This window comes from Dietzia sp. IN118, from assembly GCF_032905965.1.
GTDB classification, from domain to species: Bacteria; Actinomycetota; Actinomycetes; order Mycobacteriales; family Mycobacteriaceae; genus Dietzia; species Dietzia kunjamensis.
Genome location: NZ_JAUMSR010000001.1, coordinates 154,796 through 171,546 on the forward strand (window position 1 = coordinate 154,796; position 16,751 = coordinate 171,546).

Annotated in this window: 20 protein-coding genes; 13 read left to right on the plus strand and 7 right to left on the minus strand. The window is 70.2% G+C overall.

All coding sequences use genetic code 11. The features are described from left to right. Positions 1-104: 104 nt before the first annotated feature. From Q2K20_RS00815 to Q2K20_RS00825, 3 genes are all read left to right on the plus strand, one after another. Positions 105-533 (plus strand): hypothetical protein, encoded by a 429-nt coding sequence (locus tag Q2K20_RS00815; protein ID WP_069389911.1) that lies wholly within the window; start codon positions 105-107, stop codon positions 531-533. A 70-nt stretch (positions 534-603) separates the two neighbouring features. Then, the gene (locus Q2K20_RS00820; RefSeq protein ID WP_163376214.1) at positions 604-1,035 is read left to right on the plus strand and encodes an MmcQ/YjbR family DNA-binding protein; all 432 of its coding nucleotides are present in this window, start codon (positions 604-606) and stop codon (positions 1,033-1,035) included. Positions 1,036-1,044: 9 nt separating this feature from the next. Beyond that, entirely contained in the window at positions 1,045-1,350 is a 306-nt protein-coding gene (locus Q2K20_RS00825) for a hypothetical protein (RefSeq protein ID WP_067719096.1), read from the plus strand. On the opposite strand, the gene Q2K20_RS00830 is transcribed toward Q2K20_RS00825, so the two are convergent. The 5 genes from Q2K20_RS00830 to Q2K20_RS00850 form a co-directional block, all read right to left on the minus strand. Further along, positions 1,347-2,231 carry an alpha/beta fold hydrolase gene (locus Q2K20_RS00830; protein ID WP_227022194.1) on the minus strand — a complete coding sequence of 295 codons (885 nt, stop codon included), beginning with the start codon at positions 2,229-2,231 and terminating at the stop codon, positions 1,347-1,349. The genes Q2K20_RS00825 and Q2K20_RS00830 overlap by 4 nt on opposite strands. Positions 2,232-2,312: 81 nt before the next feature. Beyond that, positions 2,313-3,320 carry a glycine betaine ABC transporter substrate-binding protein gene (locus tag Q2K20_RS00835; protein ID WP_317176516.1) on the minus strand — a complete coding sequence of 336 codons (1,008 nt, stop codon included), beginning with the start codon at positions 3,318-3,320 and terminating at the stop codon, positions 2,313-2,315. Continuing rightward, a complete protein-coding gene (locus tag Q2K20_RS00840; RefSeq protein WP_410494158.1) occupies positions 3,317-4,117 on the minus strand; it encodes an ABC transporter permease in 801 nt (266 codons plus the stop codon). Before Q2K20_RS00840 ends, Q2K20_RS00835 begins: the two co-directional genes overlap by 4 nt. Continuing rightward, positions 4,114-5,292, minus strand: coding sequence for an ABC transporter ATP-binding protein (locus Q2K20_RS00845; protein ID WP_317176517.1), 1,179 nt, complete (start codon positions 5,290-5,292; stop codon positions 4,114-4,116). Before Q2K20_RS00845 ends, Q2K20_RS00840 begins: the two co-directional genes overlap by 4 nt. Continuing rightward, complete coding sequence (locus tag Q2K20_RS00850) at positions 5,289-5,933, minus strand: ABC transporter permease (RefSeq protein WP_067719103.1); 645 nt, start codon at positions 5,931-5,933, stop codon at positions 5,289-5,291. Before Q2K20_RS00850 ends, Q2K20_RS00845 begins: the two co-directional genes overlap by 4 nt. 133 nt (positions 5,934-6,066) lie before the next feature. Between Q2K20_RS00850 and Q2K20_RS00855 the strand changes: the two genes are divergently transcribed. From Q2K20_RS00855 to Q2K20_RS00865, 3 genes are read left to right on the plus strand one after another with little or no spacing between them, the layout of a single operon-like run. After that, a complete protein-coding gene (locus tag Q2K20_RS00855; RefSeq protein ID WP_096906624.1) occupies positions 6,067-6,951 on the plus strand; it encodes an inositol monophosphatase family protein in 885 nt (294 codons plus the stop codon). Further along, positions 6,948-7,652, plus strand: coding sequence for an alpha-ketoglutarate-dependent dioxygenase AlkB family protein (locus Q2K20_RS00860; RefSeq protein ID WP_096906625.1), 705 nt, complete (start codon positions 6,948-6,950; stop codon positions 7,650-7,652). The genes Q2K20_RS00855 and Q2K20_RS00860 overlap by 4 nt, the downstream gene beginning before the upstream one ends. Beyond that, positions 7,649-8,335 carry an APA family fibronectin-binding glycoprotein gene (locus tag Q2K20_RS00865; RefSeq protein WP_269503417.1) on the plus strand — a complete coding sequence of 229 codons (687 nt, stop codon included), beginning with the start codon at positions 7,649-7,651 and terminating at the stop codon, positions 8,333-8,335. Before Q2K20_RS00860 ends, Q2K20_RS00865 begins: the two co-directional genes overlap by 4 nt. Positions 8,336-8,354: 19 nt before the next feature. Here the strand turns inward: Q2K20_RS00865 and Q2K20_RS00870 are convergent, their stop codons facing one another. Beyond that, complete coding sequence (locus tag Q2K20_RS00870; RefSeq protein WP_317176518.1) at positions 8,355-9,134, minus strand: PIG-L family deacetylase; 780 nt, start codon at positions 9,132-9,134, stop codon at positions 8,355-8,357. A gap of 108 nt (positions 9,135-9,242) precedes the next feature. Here Q2K20_RS00870 and Q2K20_RS00875 point away from each other — a divergent pair, with 108 nt between their 5' ends. The 3 genes from Q2K20_RS00875 to Q2K20_RS00885 all read left to right on the plus strand — a co-directional run bounded on the left by Q2K20_RS00875 (position 9,243) and on the right by Q2K20_RS00885 (position 13,536). Beyond that, complete coding sequence (locus Q2K20_RS00875) at positions 9,243-10,400, plus strand: acyl-CoA dehydrogenase family protein (protein WP_317176519.1); 1,158 nt, start codon at positions 9,243-9,245, stop codon at positions 10,398-10,400. Between the two features lie 52 nt (positions 10,401-10,452). Next, positions 10,453-11,601, plus strand: coding sequence for an NAD(P)-binding domain-containing protein (locus Q2K20_RS00880; RefSeq protein ID WP_317176520.1), 1,149 nt, complete (start codon positions 10,453-10,455; stop codon positions 11,599-11,601). A 126-nt stretch (positions 11,602-11,727) separates the two neighbouring features. Then, positions 11,728-13,536, plus strand: a complete 1,809-nt coding sequence (locus tag Q2K20_RS00885) for an HNH endonuclease signature motif containing protein (protein ID WP_317176521.1) — start codon at positions 11,728-11,730, stop codon at positions 13,534-13,536. Between the two features lie 34 nt (positions 13,537-13,570). Here Q2K20_RS00885 and Q2K20_RS00890 read toward each other — a convergent pair whose 3' ends face one another. Further along, on the minus strand, positions 13,571-13,999 hold the full coding sequence (locus tag Q2K20_RS00890) for a pyridoxamine 5'-phosphate oxidase family protein (protein WP_096906631.1): 429 nt from the start codon (positions 13,997-13,999) through the stop codon (positions 13,571-13,573). A gap of 167 nt (positions 14,000-14,166) precedes the next feature. On the opposite strand from Q2K20_RS00890, the gene ectA reads away from it, so the two are divergent. The 4 genes from ectA (at position 14,167) to Q2K20_RS00910 (ending at position 16,748) form a co-directional block, all read left to right on the plus strand. After that, entirely contained in the window at positions 14,167-14,679 is a 513-nt protein-coding gene (gene ectA, locus Q2K20_RS00895) for a diaminobutyrate acetyltransferase (protein WP_067715900.1), read from the plus strand. A gap of 70 nt (positions 14,680-14,749) precedes the next feature. Next, positions 14,750-16,045: a diaminobutyrate--2-oxoglutarate transaminase gene (ectB, locus tag Q2K20_RS00900; RefSeq protein ID WP_069390133.1), complete on the plus strand. Its 1,296-nt coding sequence runs from the start codon at positions 14,750-14,752 to the stop codon at positions 16,043-16,045. 50 nt (positions 16,046-16,095) lie between these two features. Further along, a complete protein-coding gene (locus Q2K20_RS00905; RefSeq protein WP_067715905.1) occupies positions 16,096-16,518 on the plus strand; it encodes an ectoine synthase in 423 nt (140 codons plus the stop codon). Positions 16,519-16,613: 95 nt separating this feature from the next. After that, positions 16,614-16,748: an NAD(P)-binding protein gene (locus Q2K20_RS00910; RefSeq protein WP_241504338.1), complete on the plus strand. Its 135-nt coding sequence runs from the start codon at positions 16,614-16,616 to the stop codon at positions 16,746-16,748. The last annotated feature ends 3 nt before the right edge of the window (positions 16,749-16,751 follow it).

Sequence of the window (16,751 nt, forward strand, 5' to 3'; positions counted from 1 at the left end):
CCGTGTGCGATCGCGCGCGAACGAGCGCGCAGGTCAGCGCGCTGTCCTATGGTCGTGAAGCATACAAATCACGCACTGCTGTCAAGTGCACTTCGGAAGGATCCATGGAACTCGGCCTCGACACGCGCCTCACCCTGCTCGCCGCGGGTCTCATCTTCCTGCTGGCGCTCGGCCTGGGGGTGTGGAAGTACCGGCAGATGGCCACCACCGCCGATCACCTCGCCCACCCGTACGTCGACATCGCGCACCGGGCTTCGCTGCTGTACTCGTTCGCGACGCTGCTCATCGCCGCGTTCGTCGAGCTGAGCAGCTGGCCGACCTGGGTGAACCTGACAGCGGCAGCAGTGGTGGTCTTCTTCTTCCTGGTGGCGATCGGCAGCTACATCCTCCACGGCGCGCGGAGGGACACGACCAACCAGTTCGAGCACCCCACGGCGACGCTGCACATCGGCATGGTGGCGCTCATCGTCGGCGAGATGGGCGGGTTCGCGGTGCTGCTGGCGGGGTTCGTCGCGGGGCAGTTCGGGGGCTGAGTCGGCCCGCGGCGGGTTTCGGCGACCGTTCGCCCGGGATGATGCGGTCGGCGGTCGTAGTCTCGGCCGTGTGGGTCATCCGATCATGTTCGACGCCGCGGATCCTCTGCTGACGCGTCTGCGGGAGGTGTGCCTCGCGCTGCCGGACGCCGGCGAGAAGATCTCGCACGGCCGGCCCACCTGGTACACGACCAAGGTGTTCGCGGTGTACGGCGGCTCGGTCAAGGGGGATCACTCGGACCCCCTCCTGGCCCGGGCACTCCTGTTCCTGCCGGATCCGGGGGAGCGCGCGGCGCTGGCGCAGGACGAGCGATTCCACGTCCCGGCGTACTACGGGCCGGCCGGCTGGCTGGCATTGCCGCTGGACGGTGGAGTGGACGGTGGCGGCCGTGGACCGGACTGGGATGAGGTGGCTGAGCTCGTCGAATCCTCGTACCGGCAGACCGCCGGGGGCCGGCGGGTCGCTCGTCTGGACGACCAGCGGGGACGCCCCGGCGACTAGGCTGCACTCATGCCGCTCCGCCCCCGCTCCGAGGCCGCCTCGCCACGCAGGCGCTCGTCCGACGGCATGGACCTGGGGACCCGGGCGCTGGTGCTGGGTGTCGGGGCCCTGGTGATCTCGTGGGTGCCGGTGCTCAACATCATCGCGTTCCTCGCGGGCCTGATGGCCGTCGCGTTCGGCCTGCTCGCCCGCTGGCCCACCGGCTGGCTCACCAACGACGATGCGAACCCACGTCGCGCACTGGCGGGCGTGGTCCTGGGCGTGATCGCCCTGGTGGTGTTCGTGGTGACCGCGGTGCGGTACTCGGCGCTCTAGCGCGCGTTCGACACGACCCAGCCGATCGCGGTGCGCATCCGGCGGGCGAACGTGCCGGGGTGGGTGGCACAGACTGCGTGGCCGGCGTGGATCGGGAACACGGCGCTGTGCGGCAGCAGATCGGCCATCTCGTCCTGGATCCACTGCGGGAACGCGAGGTCACGGGTGGTCTTGACCACCGCGACGGGCAGGGTGAGTTCGTGGAGCCAGGGTGTCGAGTTGAACCCGGCCACCTGGGCGATCACGGTGCGGTGCGTGGCGAGCGAGACCGACGACAACTCGCGCAGCGCCCACGCGTGCGGCCTGAGCGCCTCGTCGTCGACCTGTTCCTCCACCACCTCGCCGACCTCCTCCGGAACGGTGTTGAGCAGCGGCTGGGAGCGGGTGAACCCGCTGAGTGCGACCTTCTCGAGGGCATTGCGCTGTGCGCCCGTCCCGGTGGCGGCCAGCACGAGGCCGCCGAGCCGGGAGGGGTCGCGGCGGGCCGCCAGCTGGGCGACGATCCCGCCCATCGAGTAGCCGCCCACCACCGGTGCCGCCAGGTCGAGGTGGTCGGCGACCCGCAGCACGTCCTCAGCGAGGGTCTCGAACCGGAAATCCCCGTGGAAGCCCTTGCCGTGCCAGCGTTGGTCGAACGCGATGAGCCGGTACTCGCCCCGCAGCCGTTCGAACGTCTGGTACCAGTTCAGCATCCCGGTGGCCGCCATCCCGTGCAGCAGGATCGCCGGTGCGAGGTGCTCCTCGCCGGTGTCGTGGACCTTCGTGGTGACACCGTCCGCGAGCGTGACGATCCGCCCGGGTGGCAGATGCGCCAGGTCGGGGATCATCCGCGGTAGTCGCGCGGCCGTCCGCGGCAGCGAGACGATCGACCTCCTGGACACAGGGCACCTCCTGGTAGTGGTATCCGATTGTGTGTCACCGGGCGGGCGGGCGCATCCGGCCGCGCGGGGGCGCACCTGCGGTCAGTCCACCGAGACCAACCCCCGGTCCTCGAGGAAATCGCGTGCGACCAGCGCGGGATCCTCGCCGTCGACGTCGACACGCATGTTCATCTCCACCATCACCTCGTTGGTGAGGATGTCCACCAGCGGTGCGAGGACGTCCTCGATCTCCGGGTGCGCGTCGAGCATCTCACCGCGGACCACCGTCGCGAGGTTGTAGACGGGGAAGAAGCGCTGGTCGTCCTCCAACACCAGCAGGTCCAGGCCCTTGATCCGGCCGTCGGTGGTGTAGACCTCGCCGAACCGGCACTCCCGGCCGACCGAGGTCGCCTGGTAGATGATCCCCGGCTGCATGATCGGCGTGGGCACGGCGTCCGCGTCGAACCCGTAGGCCTCCGCCAGCCCGGGCCAGCCGTCGCGACGCACGGAGAACTCAGTCTCCATGCAGGTCAGAGCCGCCTGTGGATCGGTCCGGGCCAACTCGGCGTACTCGGAGAACGTGCGCACCCCGGTCTCCTCGGCGGTGGCCCGGTTCATCGCGAACGAGTAGGTGTTGTCCACGGTGGTGGGGGCCAGCCACCTCAGGTCGTGCTCGGCCAGGTCGGCGTCACGCACCGCCTCCCACTGCCCCTGCGGATCGCGGATGGGGTCGGAGTTGCCCAGGTAACTCATCCACGCGGTGCCGGTGTACTCCATGCCGATGTCGACCTGCCCGGTCACCAACGCCTGGCGGAAACTGTTCGACCCGGCCAGTGACGACATGTCGGACACCTCCATCCCCGCGGCCGCCAGCAGGAACTCCACCAGGTAGCTGGCGATCACGCCCTCGGTGAAGTCCTTGCCGCCGACCGTGATGCGCACTCCCTCCAGCGCGGGGACGGTGCCCTCGGGGCCGGGGCCCACGGGCAGCGGGACGGAACCGCCGTTGTTGAGCCCACATCCCGTCGCCAGCATCACGGTGGCCAGGAGCGCGGCGACCAGGCGCCTTGTTCGTGTCAGCCCGGTTCGTGTCGGCCCGGCGCGCGTCATCGCAGCCCCTTCGGATTGAACAGGATCTCGCCGACCCCGCCGAGCCAGTCGACGAACAGCGCCAGGCACACCGCCAGCACCGAGCCGACCACGAGGGTGGTGTAGTCCTGCAGCCGGTATCCGGTGTCGATGAAGATCCCCAGCCCGCCGGCGTCGACGAGGAAGCTCAGCGTCGCCGTGCCCACCGCCAGCACGAGGGTGGTGCGCAGGCCGGCGAGGATGAACGGCACCGCGAGCGGCAATTCGACCGTGCGCAGGACCCGTCCGCTCGACATCCCCTGTCCGCGCGCCGCGTCGATGAGTGCGGGGTCGACGTTACGGATCCCCACGATGGTGTTCCGCAGCACCGGCAACAGGGAGTAGAACGCGACCGGCAGCACACCGATCCAGAACCCTGTCCGGTTGGTGGCCAGGAACAGGAGCACGATCAGGCCGATCGCGGGCGCCGCCTGGCCGATGTTGGCGAACCCCACCGCCACGGGTGCGAGGAACCGCGTGCGCCTGCGGGTGAGCAGGATCCCCAGCGGCACGCCGACCGCCACGACGATCGCCACGACCGTCACCGTGATCTGCACGTGCTCGAGCGTGCGCTGGGTGATGGAGGCGGCGTTGAGCGAGGCCTTCTGTGTCTCGTCCAGTTCGCTGGAGAACGCCCACCACAGCACGCCCACGGCCGCGGCCACGATGAGGAGCGGTTGCACGATCAGCCGCGCGGAGTCCTGGAGAGCGGCGACCCCATTGGCAGCGCCACCACGACCGGCGGAGCCCCCGCGCGTCGCCGTGGCGGGGGCGCTCACGGCGCCACGTCCTGCTCGGCGAGGCCCTCGTCGTTGTGCCGGTGGTGGATACGCCGCAACTCGGCGACCAGGTCGTCGATCCCGATGGTGCCGCAGTAGGCCCCGTCCCGGTCCACGACCACCGTGGTGGCGCTCGCCGTGGACAGCAGTCCGTCCAGCGCCTCCTGCAGCGAGGAGTCGACCGTCACGGTGCCGGTGATCGGCAACCCGCCCGAGCCCAGGTCCGGCATTCGCGACACCCGGTCCCCGCGCACCCAGCGCAGGGGGCGGCCGGCGTCGTCGAGCACCACGGCCCACTCGTCGCTGGTTCCGCGCAACCGGGCCGCGAAATCGGTCGGGCTCTCGGAGGCCCTCGCCGTCGTCGCCCCTTGCAGTTCCACGTCCCCCACGCGCCGGAGGGTCAGTGTCTTCAGCGCGGCGTCGTCGCCGATGAACCCGCTCACCGTCTCGTCGGCGGGATTGGTGAGGATCGCCTCCGGGGTGTCGAACTGCAGCACCGACGATCCGGGGCCGAGCACCGCGATCCGGTCCCCGAGCTTGACCGCCTCCGAGAAGTCGTGGGTGACGAAGACGATGGTCTTGCGTAGCTCGTCCTGCAGCCGCACGAGCTCGTCCTGCAGTGACGCGCGCGTGATGGGGTCGACCGCCCCGAACGGCTCGTCCATGAGCAGCACCGGCGGGTCCGCGGCCAGCGCCCGGGCCACGCCGACGCGCTGCTGCTGACCACCGGAGAGCTGCGCGGGGTAGCGGTCGCGGTAGTCCGACGGGTCCAGACCGACCAGCTCCAGCATCTGGTCCACCCGCTCACGGATGCGCGACTTCTTCCACTTGAGCAGCCGCGGGACGGTGCCGACGTTCTGCGCGACCGTCATGTGCGGGAACAGTCCGGAGGCCTGGATGGCGTAGCCGATGCTGCGGCGCAGGGTGTCGGCGTCGAGGGTCCGGTTGTCCTCGCCGTCGATCGTGATCGTGCCGGAGGTGGGCTCGATGAGGCGGTTGATCATCCGCATCGTGGTGGTCTTGCCGCAGCCGGACGGGCCCACGAACACGGTGGTCCGCCCGGCCGGCAGTTCGAGCGAGACGTGGTCCACCGCCGGGCGCTCCTGACCGGGGTAGACCTTGGTGACGTCGTCCAGCACGATCGGCACGCCGGATACGGGTTCTGAGGTGCTCACTGGTTCCCCCTGATGGTGAGACGTCCGAGCAGGACGAGGAGCGCGTCGAGGACGAGCGCGAGGACGACGATGAGCACGGTCGCGGTGAGCGCCATCGGCAGCGCGGTGGGCGTGCCGACCCGGGACAGGGCCGCGAAGATGAGGTTGCCCAGCCCCGGGCCCTTGGCGTACGCGGCGATGGCGAGGATGCCCATCGACATCTGGGTGGAGATGCGGATCCCGGCGAGGATGGACGGCCACGCCAGCGGGATCTCGACCCGGCCCAGCACCCCGATCCGGCTCATCCCCACCCCTCGGGCGGCGTCGACGGTCGCCGCGGGCACGGCGTCCAGGCCGACGATGGTGTTGCGCAGGATCGGCAGCACCGCGTAGATCACCAGTGCGGTCATGGTGGGCAGGACGCCCAGTCCGAGGACCGGGATGAGCAGGCCGAGCAGCGCGAACGACGGGACGGTCAGGGCGGTGGCGGCCAGGCCGGTGGCGATCGCGGACCCCGACCGACTGCGGTAGACGGCCACCCCGAGCGCGACCGAGAGCAGCGTCGCGATGAGCACGGCCTGCACGGTGGCACTGATGTGCTGCCACGAGTCCGTCGCGAGCTGGAAGCGGCGGGTGGAGATGAAGTCCATCAGGGCGGTCATCGCATCTCGGCTCCATCCGTGGGTGGTGCGTTCCGTGTTCGGGTGCGCCCACGGTAGCCGGATCGGCGGGCGTAGAGGGCGCACATGCGCCGATCCGTCGGGACGGTGGCGGGGCGTGGTGCACCATGGGGGCATGACGTCACGGCCCGCACGCCCCCTGGATCACGACCTGACCGAGCGCCTCGACGAGCTCCTCGCCGCCACTGGCCGCATCGCCCGTCGGCACTTCCACGGTGACCTCGAGTCGTTGGCCGCCGCGGACAAGAACGGCGTGGCCGGGCGCGGTGAGTCAGGGCACGCCGGGAACGGCGCGACGGACGGGCGCTACGACCCGGTGACCGAGGCCGACCGTGCGATCGAGGCGCTGCTGCGGGCGGGGATCTCGAACGTCTACCCGGGCGACCGGATCGTGGGGGAGGAGAACGGCGAGACCGGGCCGGCCGGCGCCGCCCGGACCTGGTACCTGGACCCGATCGACGGCACCAAGGCGTTCATGACGGGGATGGCCGGGTGGGGAACGCTCGTCGGCGTGGTGGAGGACGGCCGCGCCGTGGCCGGGTGGATGGACCAGCCGATCCTGGGCGAGACCTTCGCGGCCGTGCACGGCCGCGCCACCGTGCGGCGCCGCTCCGACGGCCCGGGCGCGATCGACCTGCGCGCGTCGGGGTGCACGGAGCTGTCCGAGGCGATCATGTACACCACCCACCCGTCGATGTTCGGTGACGACGGCGAGGTGCGCAGCCGCTACGACGAGCTCGGCCGCCGGGTCCGCCTGCAGCGCTTCGGCGGGGACTGCTACGCCTACTGCATGCTCGCCGCGGGGCGCGTCGATCTGGTCGTGGAGGCCGACCTGAACTCGTACGACATCGTGGCGCTGATCCCGATCATCGAGGCCGCGGGCGGCGTGATCACCGGCCCGGACGGCCGCCAGCCGCTCGAGGGCGGCACGGTCGTGGCGGCCGCGACCCCGGAGCTGGCGGAGCAGGCGTGGGCGGTGCTGGGCACGGACCTGGGGTGACCGATCCCCTGTTCGGCGTCGACCGCGCGCCCACCATCCTGGGCCCCGGCGCCGTGCACGTACCCGACTGGCTGAGTCGGGAGCAGCAGGAGTTCCTCCTCCGGGCGTGCGTGGACTGGGCCGCCGTGCGCGTGCCTCGCTCGATAGTGCTGCCGGGCGGGGGCCGGATGTCGGTGCGCACGTTCAGCCTGGGGCGCCACTGGGTGCCGTACCGGTACGACGACGACGAGGTGGTACCGCCGGTCCCGGACTGGCTGGTGCGGGCGGCGCGGAACGGGCTCGCGGCGGCAGCGGCGGTGGAGCCGGCGGTCACGGGGTCGGCACACACGCCCGGGGCCGACCGTACTGCTGACTACACCCCGGATACCGCCCTGGTGAACCTCTACGGCCGTGGATCCACGATGGGCCTGCACCAGGACCGCGACGAGGCGTGCATGGCACCGGTCGTCTCGCTGAGCCTGGGTGATGCGTGCACGTTCCGCTTCGGGACCCCGGAGCACCGCGGGCGCCCGTACACCGACGTGCGCCTGGAGTCGGGCGACCTCGTGGTGTTCGGCGGGCCGTCGCGGATGGCCTTCCACGGCGTCCCGAAGGTCTTCGACGGCAGCGCCCCCGCGTGGTGCCGCGAGGTGCTGGGCGCGGAGCCGGGGAGGGTCAACATCACGCTGCGGGAAACCCGGCCGCCTACGCTGGGCGAATGACGTCTGGGCAGAACCCGTCCGCCGGCCGGAGCCGGACCATCCTCGTGGTGGCGCTCGTCGCCGTCCTGGCGGTGGTCGCCGCGGTCGTGACGGTGGTCGTCTCGTCGGCGACGTACGCCCCGGGGGTGCGCACCCTGTCCCCGAAGATCCAGGTGGCGGCCGGTTCCGACCATGTCGATCCCGAGACCGGCCTGGTCATCCGGGTCCCCGAGGGGTGGCGCGCGGAGTCGGGGGAGCTGGTCTTCGGCAGTACCGTCATGAGTCCGGTCGCGGCTGCCGACGATCCGAGCCGCTCGGACGGGGTCGTGCTGGCCGCTCGCCTCACCGAGGACCTGTTCGACCCGGAGAACCCGGACAACCAGCTCGCGGCGCTCGCACTGGCCAACGGGATGGGTCAGTTCCTGCTCCCCGTCCCGGGGCGGCCGGTCGAGGAGCGGATCGAACCGCTCTCCACGCGCGTCGGCGACGGCTGGTCGGTGTCGTTCCGGGTGCTCCCCGCGGTCCAGCAGGACATCATCGGCCCGGAGGGCGCACTGGTGTACTCGGCGGTCGTCGGCGAGGGCGCGCAGCGCTTCTGGCTGACCTACGTCAGTCGTCCGGGCGACGGCACCATGTCGTCACCCCACGCCGAGTGGGCCGACGAGATCGTCGAGCGCCTGCGGCCGGCGGAGGGATCGATCTGACCCCGAGTCCGCCCCCGGCTCAGGGCCGCATGCGCCGGAAGCCCACCACCGGGTTGCCGCCGGCGAGTCCCTCACGCGACGCGCACACGGCCTCGACCTGCGCGCGCGCCTGGTCCCGCACCGGCGTCTCCGGGTCGAGCACCGACAGGTACTCGGAGTGCTCGGCCAGCGCGTCGACGGCCGGCTCGACGAAGCCCTTCACGTCGACGTAGTGCGTCACCTCGGGCGAGGACTCGAACCACATCTGCGGACGCCCCTCCGCGGCGTCCACCCCGACCGCGGCGACCAGGTCGTCGTACGCGGCCCCCACGGCCGCTCCGAACTCCATGTGATCGCTCTGGTTGGGCATCCCCGGCCCGAACTCCTCACCGGAGTACAGGGAGATGACCACGTCCGGGCGATGGCGGCGGATCGCGTCGGCCACCGCGTCGCGCAGTTCGGCGTTGTTGACGATCCGGCTGTCCGGGAAACCGAGGAACTCCACCTCGTCCACACCGACGATCGCCGAGGACCGCCGCTGCTCCTCCTCGCGGATCGGCCCCGCGATCGCCGGTGCCATCCCCTCGATCCCGGCCTCGCCGCTGGAGGCCAGGACGTAGACGACGCTGCGGCCCTCGGCCGTCCAGCGCGCCACCGCGGCGGACATCCCGTACTCGGGGTCGTCGGGGTGGGCGACCAGGACCAGCCCTCGGGTCCAGTCGGTGGGGAACGCCTCGGGCACGGAATGGCCCGAGGATGCCGGGGTGGTGGCCTTCTCGGGCTGGGCTGCGTTCTCTGGCCGGTCCGGGGAATCGTTCATGACCCGAGTATGGCCCTCCTCGGTGCTCGCGTGCCCGCCGTCGCCGGAACGGGCACACGTAAACTTGCCGCGAACCTCATCGTCGTCGTCCCCTCATGGAGGCCCCCAGTGTCCGCACTCTTCCCCGACTACCGCCCCACCTGGGAGACCGACGACCACCGGCTGCTCCGCGAGCACGCCCGCGCGTTCTTCGCCAAGGAGATGACGCCCAACCAGGAGAAGTGGTCCACACAGAAGCACGTGGACCGCGAGACCTGGCTGCGCACCGGCGAGGCCGGCCTCATCTGCCTCGACGTGCCCGAGGAGTTCGGCGGCCAGGGCGGCGACCCGGGCATGGAGTACCTCGTCACCGAGGAGCTCGTCCACTCCGGGGACACCGCCTTCGGCATGGGCGTCGGCTCCACCATCACCCCCCACTACGTGGCGAACTACGCCACGGAGGAGCAGAAGCGCGAGTGGCTGCCGAAGATCTGCTCGGGTGAGTGGATCTCCGCCATCGCCATGACCGAGCCCGGCGCCGGGTCAGACCTGCAGGGCGTGCGCACCACCGCCAAGCGGGACGGCGACCACTACGTCATCAACGGCTCCAAGACCTTCATCTCCAACGGTGGCTCCGCCGACTTCGTGGTGGTGGTGGCCAAGACCGACCTCGACGCCGGCCACAAGGGCATGGCCCTGTTCGCCGTGGAGGCCACGACGCCGGGCTTCGAGCGCGGGCGCGTGCTGGAGAAGATGGGCCGCCACGGCGCGGACACCGCCGAGCTGTTCTTCAACGACATGCGCGTGCCCGCGGCCAACCTCCTCGGCGGCGAGGAGGGGCAGGGCTTCTACCAGCTCATGAACCAGCTCCCGCGCGAGCGCCTGGCGATCGCCGTGGACGCGCTGGCCATGGCCGAGGCCGCCGTCATCGAGACGCTCGAGTACGTCCGCGAGCGGCAGGCGTTCGGCAAGCCGATCCTGGACTTCCAGAACACCCGCTTCGAGCTGGCGCACTGCAAGACCCAGGTCATGGCCACCCGCACGTTCGTCGACCACTGCATCTCCCGGGAGATCGCAGGGGAGCTCGACGCCGTCACCGCGTCGATGGCCAAGCTGCAGGCCACCGACATGCTCGACGACGTGGTGGACCGCTGCCTCCAGCTGTTCGGCGGCTACGGCTACATGATGGAGTACCCCATCGCGCAGAAGTTCGCCGGCGCCCGCGTCATGCGGATCTACGGTGGCACGAACGAGATCATGAAGGAGGTCATCGGTCGGGCGCTGTGACCGATAACCGTCGATAGGAACAGTTCAGGACCGTTCCGAAGGGGGTGGCGAGGTGTCGGACGCGGTCGTGCGCGATGTTGTGGTGATCGGCGGGGGCCAGGCGGGCCTCGCGGCCGGTTTCTATCTCCGCCGCGCCGGCGCGGACTTCGAGATCCTCGACGCCTCGGACGAGCCCGGCGGCGCGTGGCCGCACACCTGGCCGTCCCTGCGGTTGTTCTCGCCCGCCGACTTCTCGTCCCTGCCGGGCCGCCGCATGCCCCGCACCGACGACGGCGCCAATCCCGGCGCGGCCCACGTCGTGGACTACCTGCGCGGGTACGAGGAGTACTATGACCTCCCCGTGCGGCGCGGGGTGACGGTGGTCGCCGTGGAGCGGCCGGGGGCAGGGCGAGAGGGCGGCTACGCCACCAACGCCACCAACGGCGACGACGGCCACGACGACAACCACGACGACGACCAGGACCACGACGACAAGGTGTTCCTCATCCGGGCCGCTGACGGTCGCTCGTGGCGCGCACGGGCGGTCATCAGTGCGACCGGTACCTATCGACGCCCCTTCGTCCCCACCTATCCGGGAGCCGCCGACTTCCGTGGCCGGCAGCTGCACAGCGCCGCCTACCGGGGCCCGTCGGACTTCGAGGGCAGGCGCGTCGTTGTGGTCGGTGGCGCGAACTCGGGCGCCCAGATCGCCGCGGACCTCGCGCGACCACTCGCCGACTCCGGCGGGTCGCTGACCTGGTGTACAACCGGCCCGCCCCGCTACCTGCCCGACGATGTCGACGGCCGCGAACTCTTCCGCGTCGCCAACGCGGCCATCCGGGGCGTGGGGGAGTCCGGCGGCGGCATCGCCGAGCTGGGCGACATCGTCGTGGTGCCGCCGGTCCGCGCAGCCCGTGACGTCGGCCTCCTGGAGGCGACGCCGATGTTCGAGCGGTTCACCGCGGCCGGTGTGGAGTGGTCGGACGGTCGACGCGAGCCGGTCGACGCGGTGATCTGGTGTACCGGCTTCCGGCCGGCGTTGGGTCACTTGCGGGGGTTGCTGCCGCGTCGCGACGGACGGGTCCTCACGAGTGGCGTCGAGGTGCCGGGCGTCCCGGGACTGTTCCTGCTCGGCTACGGCGACTGGTGCGGCGCGGCGTCGGCGACCCTTATCGGGGTGGGGCAGTGGGCGAAGGCGGCGGTGGCCGCGTCGCTGGGGTGAGCACGACGGTCCCGCGTGTTCTCGGCTGGGGCTATTTGATGATGTGTGACCCTTGCCTGTTCGAATGTGCGTGCGTATCATAGAACACAGATTCGAGACCGTACGCACGGGCAGGGGGTGGGGCACATGGGCGGGAACGAAGACGCCGCGGCCGGTGGTCCGTCCCCGTCTGGTGGCGGCGCCGGTTCCGCGGCGCCCGTGTCGCTGTCGGGGTTGCGGGCGGCGGCGCGTGAGGGGTGGATGGGCGAGAATCGTGCGGCGGCGCGCCGGTTCGTGGCCTGTTACGAGTTGTTTGTCGAATGCCAGCGCCGGGAGGAGTCCGGGGCGGGCCGCGGTGAGTGTCGGCCCGGTCATGCGGTACTCGATCCGATCGATGTCGCGGCCGGGTACGTGGTGTCGGCGATGGCGATCTCGACGGGCCGGGCCGAACGGATGATCACCTTCGCCCTCGATCTGCACCTGCGGTATCCGGCGATCCTGTCCGCGATGGCGCAGGGGCGGCTGGATCTGCAGGCCGCGAATATCCTGGCCTCGCAGATGGCCACCGTCCACGTCGATGTGCTCGAGGCGGTGCAGCGGCAGGTCGTCGAGGAGTACCTCGCCGCGATCGAGGGCGGGGTGCGCCTTGGTGAGAAAGCCATCCGCGGCAACGTCGATGCGATCATCGCCCGCTACGACGCGAACGGCATCCGCCTGCGCCGTCAGGAAGCCGCCCGCACCCGCGGGGTGCGGTTCCACAAGGGCGTCGACGGCATGTCCAGCGTCTCGGCGATCCTGGCCACCGAGGAAGCAGCCGTCCTGGCCGAGGCCCTCGACCAACGCGTGAAAGACCACAAGTACGCCGACGCCCAAGCCGCCGCCAACGCCGGCGGCGGCGGCGCGGCCGACAGTGATGGCGCTGGCGAGGTCGAGGATTACTCGATCGCCGAGCGGCGCGCCGACGCCCTGATGTCCCTGGTGTGCGGCGATCCCGGCCTAGCCGGCACCCCCGCCCGCCCCGGCCGGCCCGGTGCGCCTGGTGCCGGGGTGGCGTTGCGGCCGAAGGTCACCGTCATCGCCACCGGCAACACCGCCCGCGACGCTGGCGGTGCCCGGGTGGAGTTCACCCGCTCCGGCCAGGCCGCCCTGCAGGCCCTGCTGGACATGCTCGCCACCAGCGACGGCGCCACCTTCGAGCCCATCGATCCGCGGATCGGGGCCGCCGATGACGCCCGCGCCGCCCTGAAGTACCGGCCCGGTGCCCAGTTGGCCCGCCGGATCCGGCTGCGGGACGGCACCTGTCGCCACCCCGGCTGCGCGATCCCGGCCGAGGCCTGCGATCTGGACCATGTGGTGCCGTTCGATCACGCCGACCCCCAGCGGGGCGGGCACACCATCGAGGGCAACCTCGCGGCGATGTGCCGGCGCCATCACCGGTTCAAGACCTTCTCCGACTGGATCTACGACCTGCAGCCCGACGGCACCCTGCTGGTGCGCACCCCGGACGGTTCGACCATGCTCACCCGACCCTCCGGCCCACTGGCCGAGTACCGGCGTGAACAGGCGCGCGCCGAGACCGAGGCGTGGACCCGGCAGCAACGTCGCAGCCCCGGGCCCACCGGTGACGAGCAGGCCGACGCGGAGCCGACGTTCTGGTCGCGCCGCGCCTCCCGCCACCGCACCGAACGCCGCAACACCGAACGCCGCAAGGCCGAACGCGCCCGCACCTTTGACCCCGCCCCACCCGCGCCCGGCACGGGCACGGACGCCGCCGGCTCCACCACCGGCGCGGCCACCGACACCACGCCCGAGAAAGCCACCCCCGCCAGCGCCACCCCCGAGAGCGCCAGCCGCTGGTGGGCCCGCAACAAACCTCACCACAGCGACATCGAAAAAGGCATCCGCGCCCTACTCCACGAACGCCTCGACGAACTCATCGACCCACCACCGTTCTAGGCGGCTGGGTGGGCGCAGACCAGTGGGGCGTGGGTCAGTAACCGGTGTAGCGCTCCGGCTCCTCGCCGAAGGTGAATCCGCGGCCGGAGATCTTCTCGGGCGTGATCTCGACGAAGTTGTACTTCAGGGTCGGGATCCAGGGCTTGAGCCCGAGATCCTCCGCGCGGTTGATCTCCGCGAAGCTGTCGAGCCGTCGCGCCGTCCCACGCACGACGATCGACCAGGCATCGTCGCCCTCGATGTGATCGACCTGGAACACGACATCCGGATGGACCGTGATTCCGGCGAGCTTGGAGCCCTCCGCGGTGCGGAAGAACAGCTTGCCCTCCGGGGAGAGCGCGTAGTTGACGGGGAAAATGTCGGCACGGCCCTCGGAGACGGTGACCAGGCGTCCCAGGGAGACGGTGCCCAGAAGCTGCAGACTTCGCGCCTCGTCGAATTCGGTGATCGGGTTGGCGTCCATGCCCTGATTCTGTCACCGCAGAGCCTTCGCCGGAACCGTTGTCGGAGACTGCGCCGTGACCGACCTCACTCCCCGGCGGCCACCTGCACACTCATCGTGTTTTCAGGTAACGAATTGGGGAAGGGTGATGCAACAACGTGGGGACGTCACTACGGTGGACACCGACTATGAACCCAGGAGAACGAGTAGTACCCCGTAACCCTGATTCGTCCGACGCGCTGTTCCGTGTGCCCACCGCGGCCGACGGAACCCGCATGTGGGAGATCGCCCGAGACAGCGGCGTTCTCGACCTCAACTCCTCCTATGCCTACGTGCTGTGGGGGGCGGAGTTCTCGGAGAGCTCCGTGGTGGTGGAGGTCGAGGGCCGGGTCGTCGGATTCGTCACCGGATTCATCCGCCCCTCGGAGCCGGACACGATCTTCGTGTGGCAGGTCGGCGTCGACGCCGACCAGCGCGGCAAGGGACTGGCGGCGCGACTGCTGCACAGCCTCATGGACCGGCTGGCCGAGCGCGGCGTGGTGCGCCTGCGCACCACCATCAGCCCGGACAACGAGGCGTCCCAGCGCACCTTCGGTGCCGTCGCGCGAGACCGCGGGATGACGCTGTCCGACGAGGACTACCTGAGCTCCGAACTCCTCGGCGAAGGTCACGAGCAAGAAGACCTGTACACGATTTCCTAGACGAGGGCGCGCGGGCCGCCCGGCCCGCCACCGTCGCCCGCCTCTTCACAAATGGAGTGATCTGAAGACCATGACCGAGTCCACGCACGACACCAGCACCAATACGGACATCTTCTCCGACCGCGAGTCGGAGGTCCGTAGCTACTCGCGCAACTGGCCGGTGGTATTCGACACCGCCAAGGGCACCGCGCTCACGACCGTCGACGGAGACGAGTACCTCGACTTCTTCGGCGGTGCCGGCGCACTGAACTACGGCCACAACGACGACGACATGAAGAGCGCGCTGTTGGAGTACATCCAGCGCGACGGCGTCACCCACTCGCTCGACAAGTACACCGTCGCCAAGCGCGCGTTCCTGGAGACCTTCTCCTCGAAGATCCTCGAGCCGCGCGGGCTGGACTACAAGGTGATGTTCCCCGGGCCGACCGGCACCAACGCCGTGGAGTCGGCACTCAAGCTGGCCCGTAAGGTCACCGGCCGCGAGGCCATCATCAACTTCACGAACTCTTTCCACGGCATGACCCTCGGATCGCTGTCGGTGACCGGCAACTCGATGAAGCGCGCCGGTGCCGGCATCCCGCTGGTCCACGCCACGCCGATGCCGTACGACAACTACTTCGGTGGCGTCACCGAGGACTTCCAGTGGATGGAGCGCGTCCTCGTCGACTCCGGCTCGGGCATGAACCGCCCGGCGGCCGTGATCGTCGAGTGCGTCCAGGGCGAGGGAGGCATCAACGCTGCGCGCGCCGAGTGGCTGAAGGCCCTCGACGAGCTGTGCAAGCGCCACGACATCCTGCTGATCGTCGACGACGTCCAGATGGGCTGCGGTCGCACCGGCGAGTTCTTCTCGTTCGAGTTCGCGGGCATCAAGCCGGACATCGTCTGCCTGTCCAAGTCGATCGGTGGCTACGGCCTGCCACTGGCGGTCACCCTGTTCAACCGCGAGCTCGACGAGTGGACCCCGGGCGAGCACAACGGCACCTTCCGCGGCAACAACATGGCATTCATCACCGCCGACGTGGCGCTGCGCAAGTACTGGTCCGACGACACCCTCCAGAACCGCACCCTCGAGAACGGTCGCATCCTGCGCGAGCGCTTCTCCCCGCTGGTCTACAAGTACGAGGGAAAGCTCGAACTCCGCGGCCGCGGCATGGCGTTCGGTATCGCCTTCCTCGAGACGCCGGAGCTGGCCGGAGAGGTCATGGCCCGGTGCTTCGACAAGAAGATGCTGGTCGAGACCGCCGGCCCGAGCGACGAGGTCGTCAAGTTCCTCGCCCCGCTCACCCTGACCGACGACGAGCGTGATCGCGGCATCGAGATCTGCTACGAGGCCGTCGACCACGTCCTCGCCCAGCAGTACCTCTGAGCGCCCAGACCACACACCCTCGACCCACGACCTCGCCGAGGAGGCCCCGCATGATCGTTCGTACCACCGCAGAGATCACCGACACCGACCGCCACATCAAGGGTAACAACGGCAACTGGGAGTCCAAGCGCATCGTCCTGGCCGACGACCGCGTCGGGTTCTCGTTCCACGAGACCACCATCGCGGCCGGCACTACCAACGACTTCCACTACGCCAACCACATCGAGGCCGTGTGGCTGACCCGTGGCAAGGGCACCCTGCGTGACCTGACCAACGACAAGGAGTACCCGCTCGAGGCGGGCTCCATGTACCTGCTCGACGGCAACGAGAAGCACCAGGTCATCGTGGAGGAGGAGATGCAGATGCTCTGCGTCTTCAACCCCCCGGTCGTCGGCGACGAAAACCACGACGAGAACGGCATCTACCCGCTCCTGCGTCTGCAGGACGACGGCTCGGTCGTTCGCGAGAAGTAGACTCCGGGTCGCTTCCGGGCCCTCCCCGGTCGATTTCGTCCAGTGCGGACGAAACCGGCCGGGGATTCTCGCGTTCTGGGGCAGTATCTGTACCCGTGCCCATCTTTGACACCCGTCCAGTCGCCATCATCGGGGCCGGGCCCTCCGGCTTGGCCGCAGCCCGCAACCTCGACCGTCAGGGCGTCGCCTGGGTGGGCTTCGACCTCGCCGGAGACGTCGGCGGGCTGTGAAAC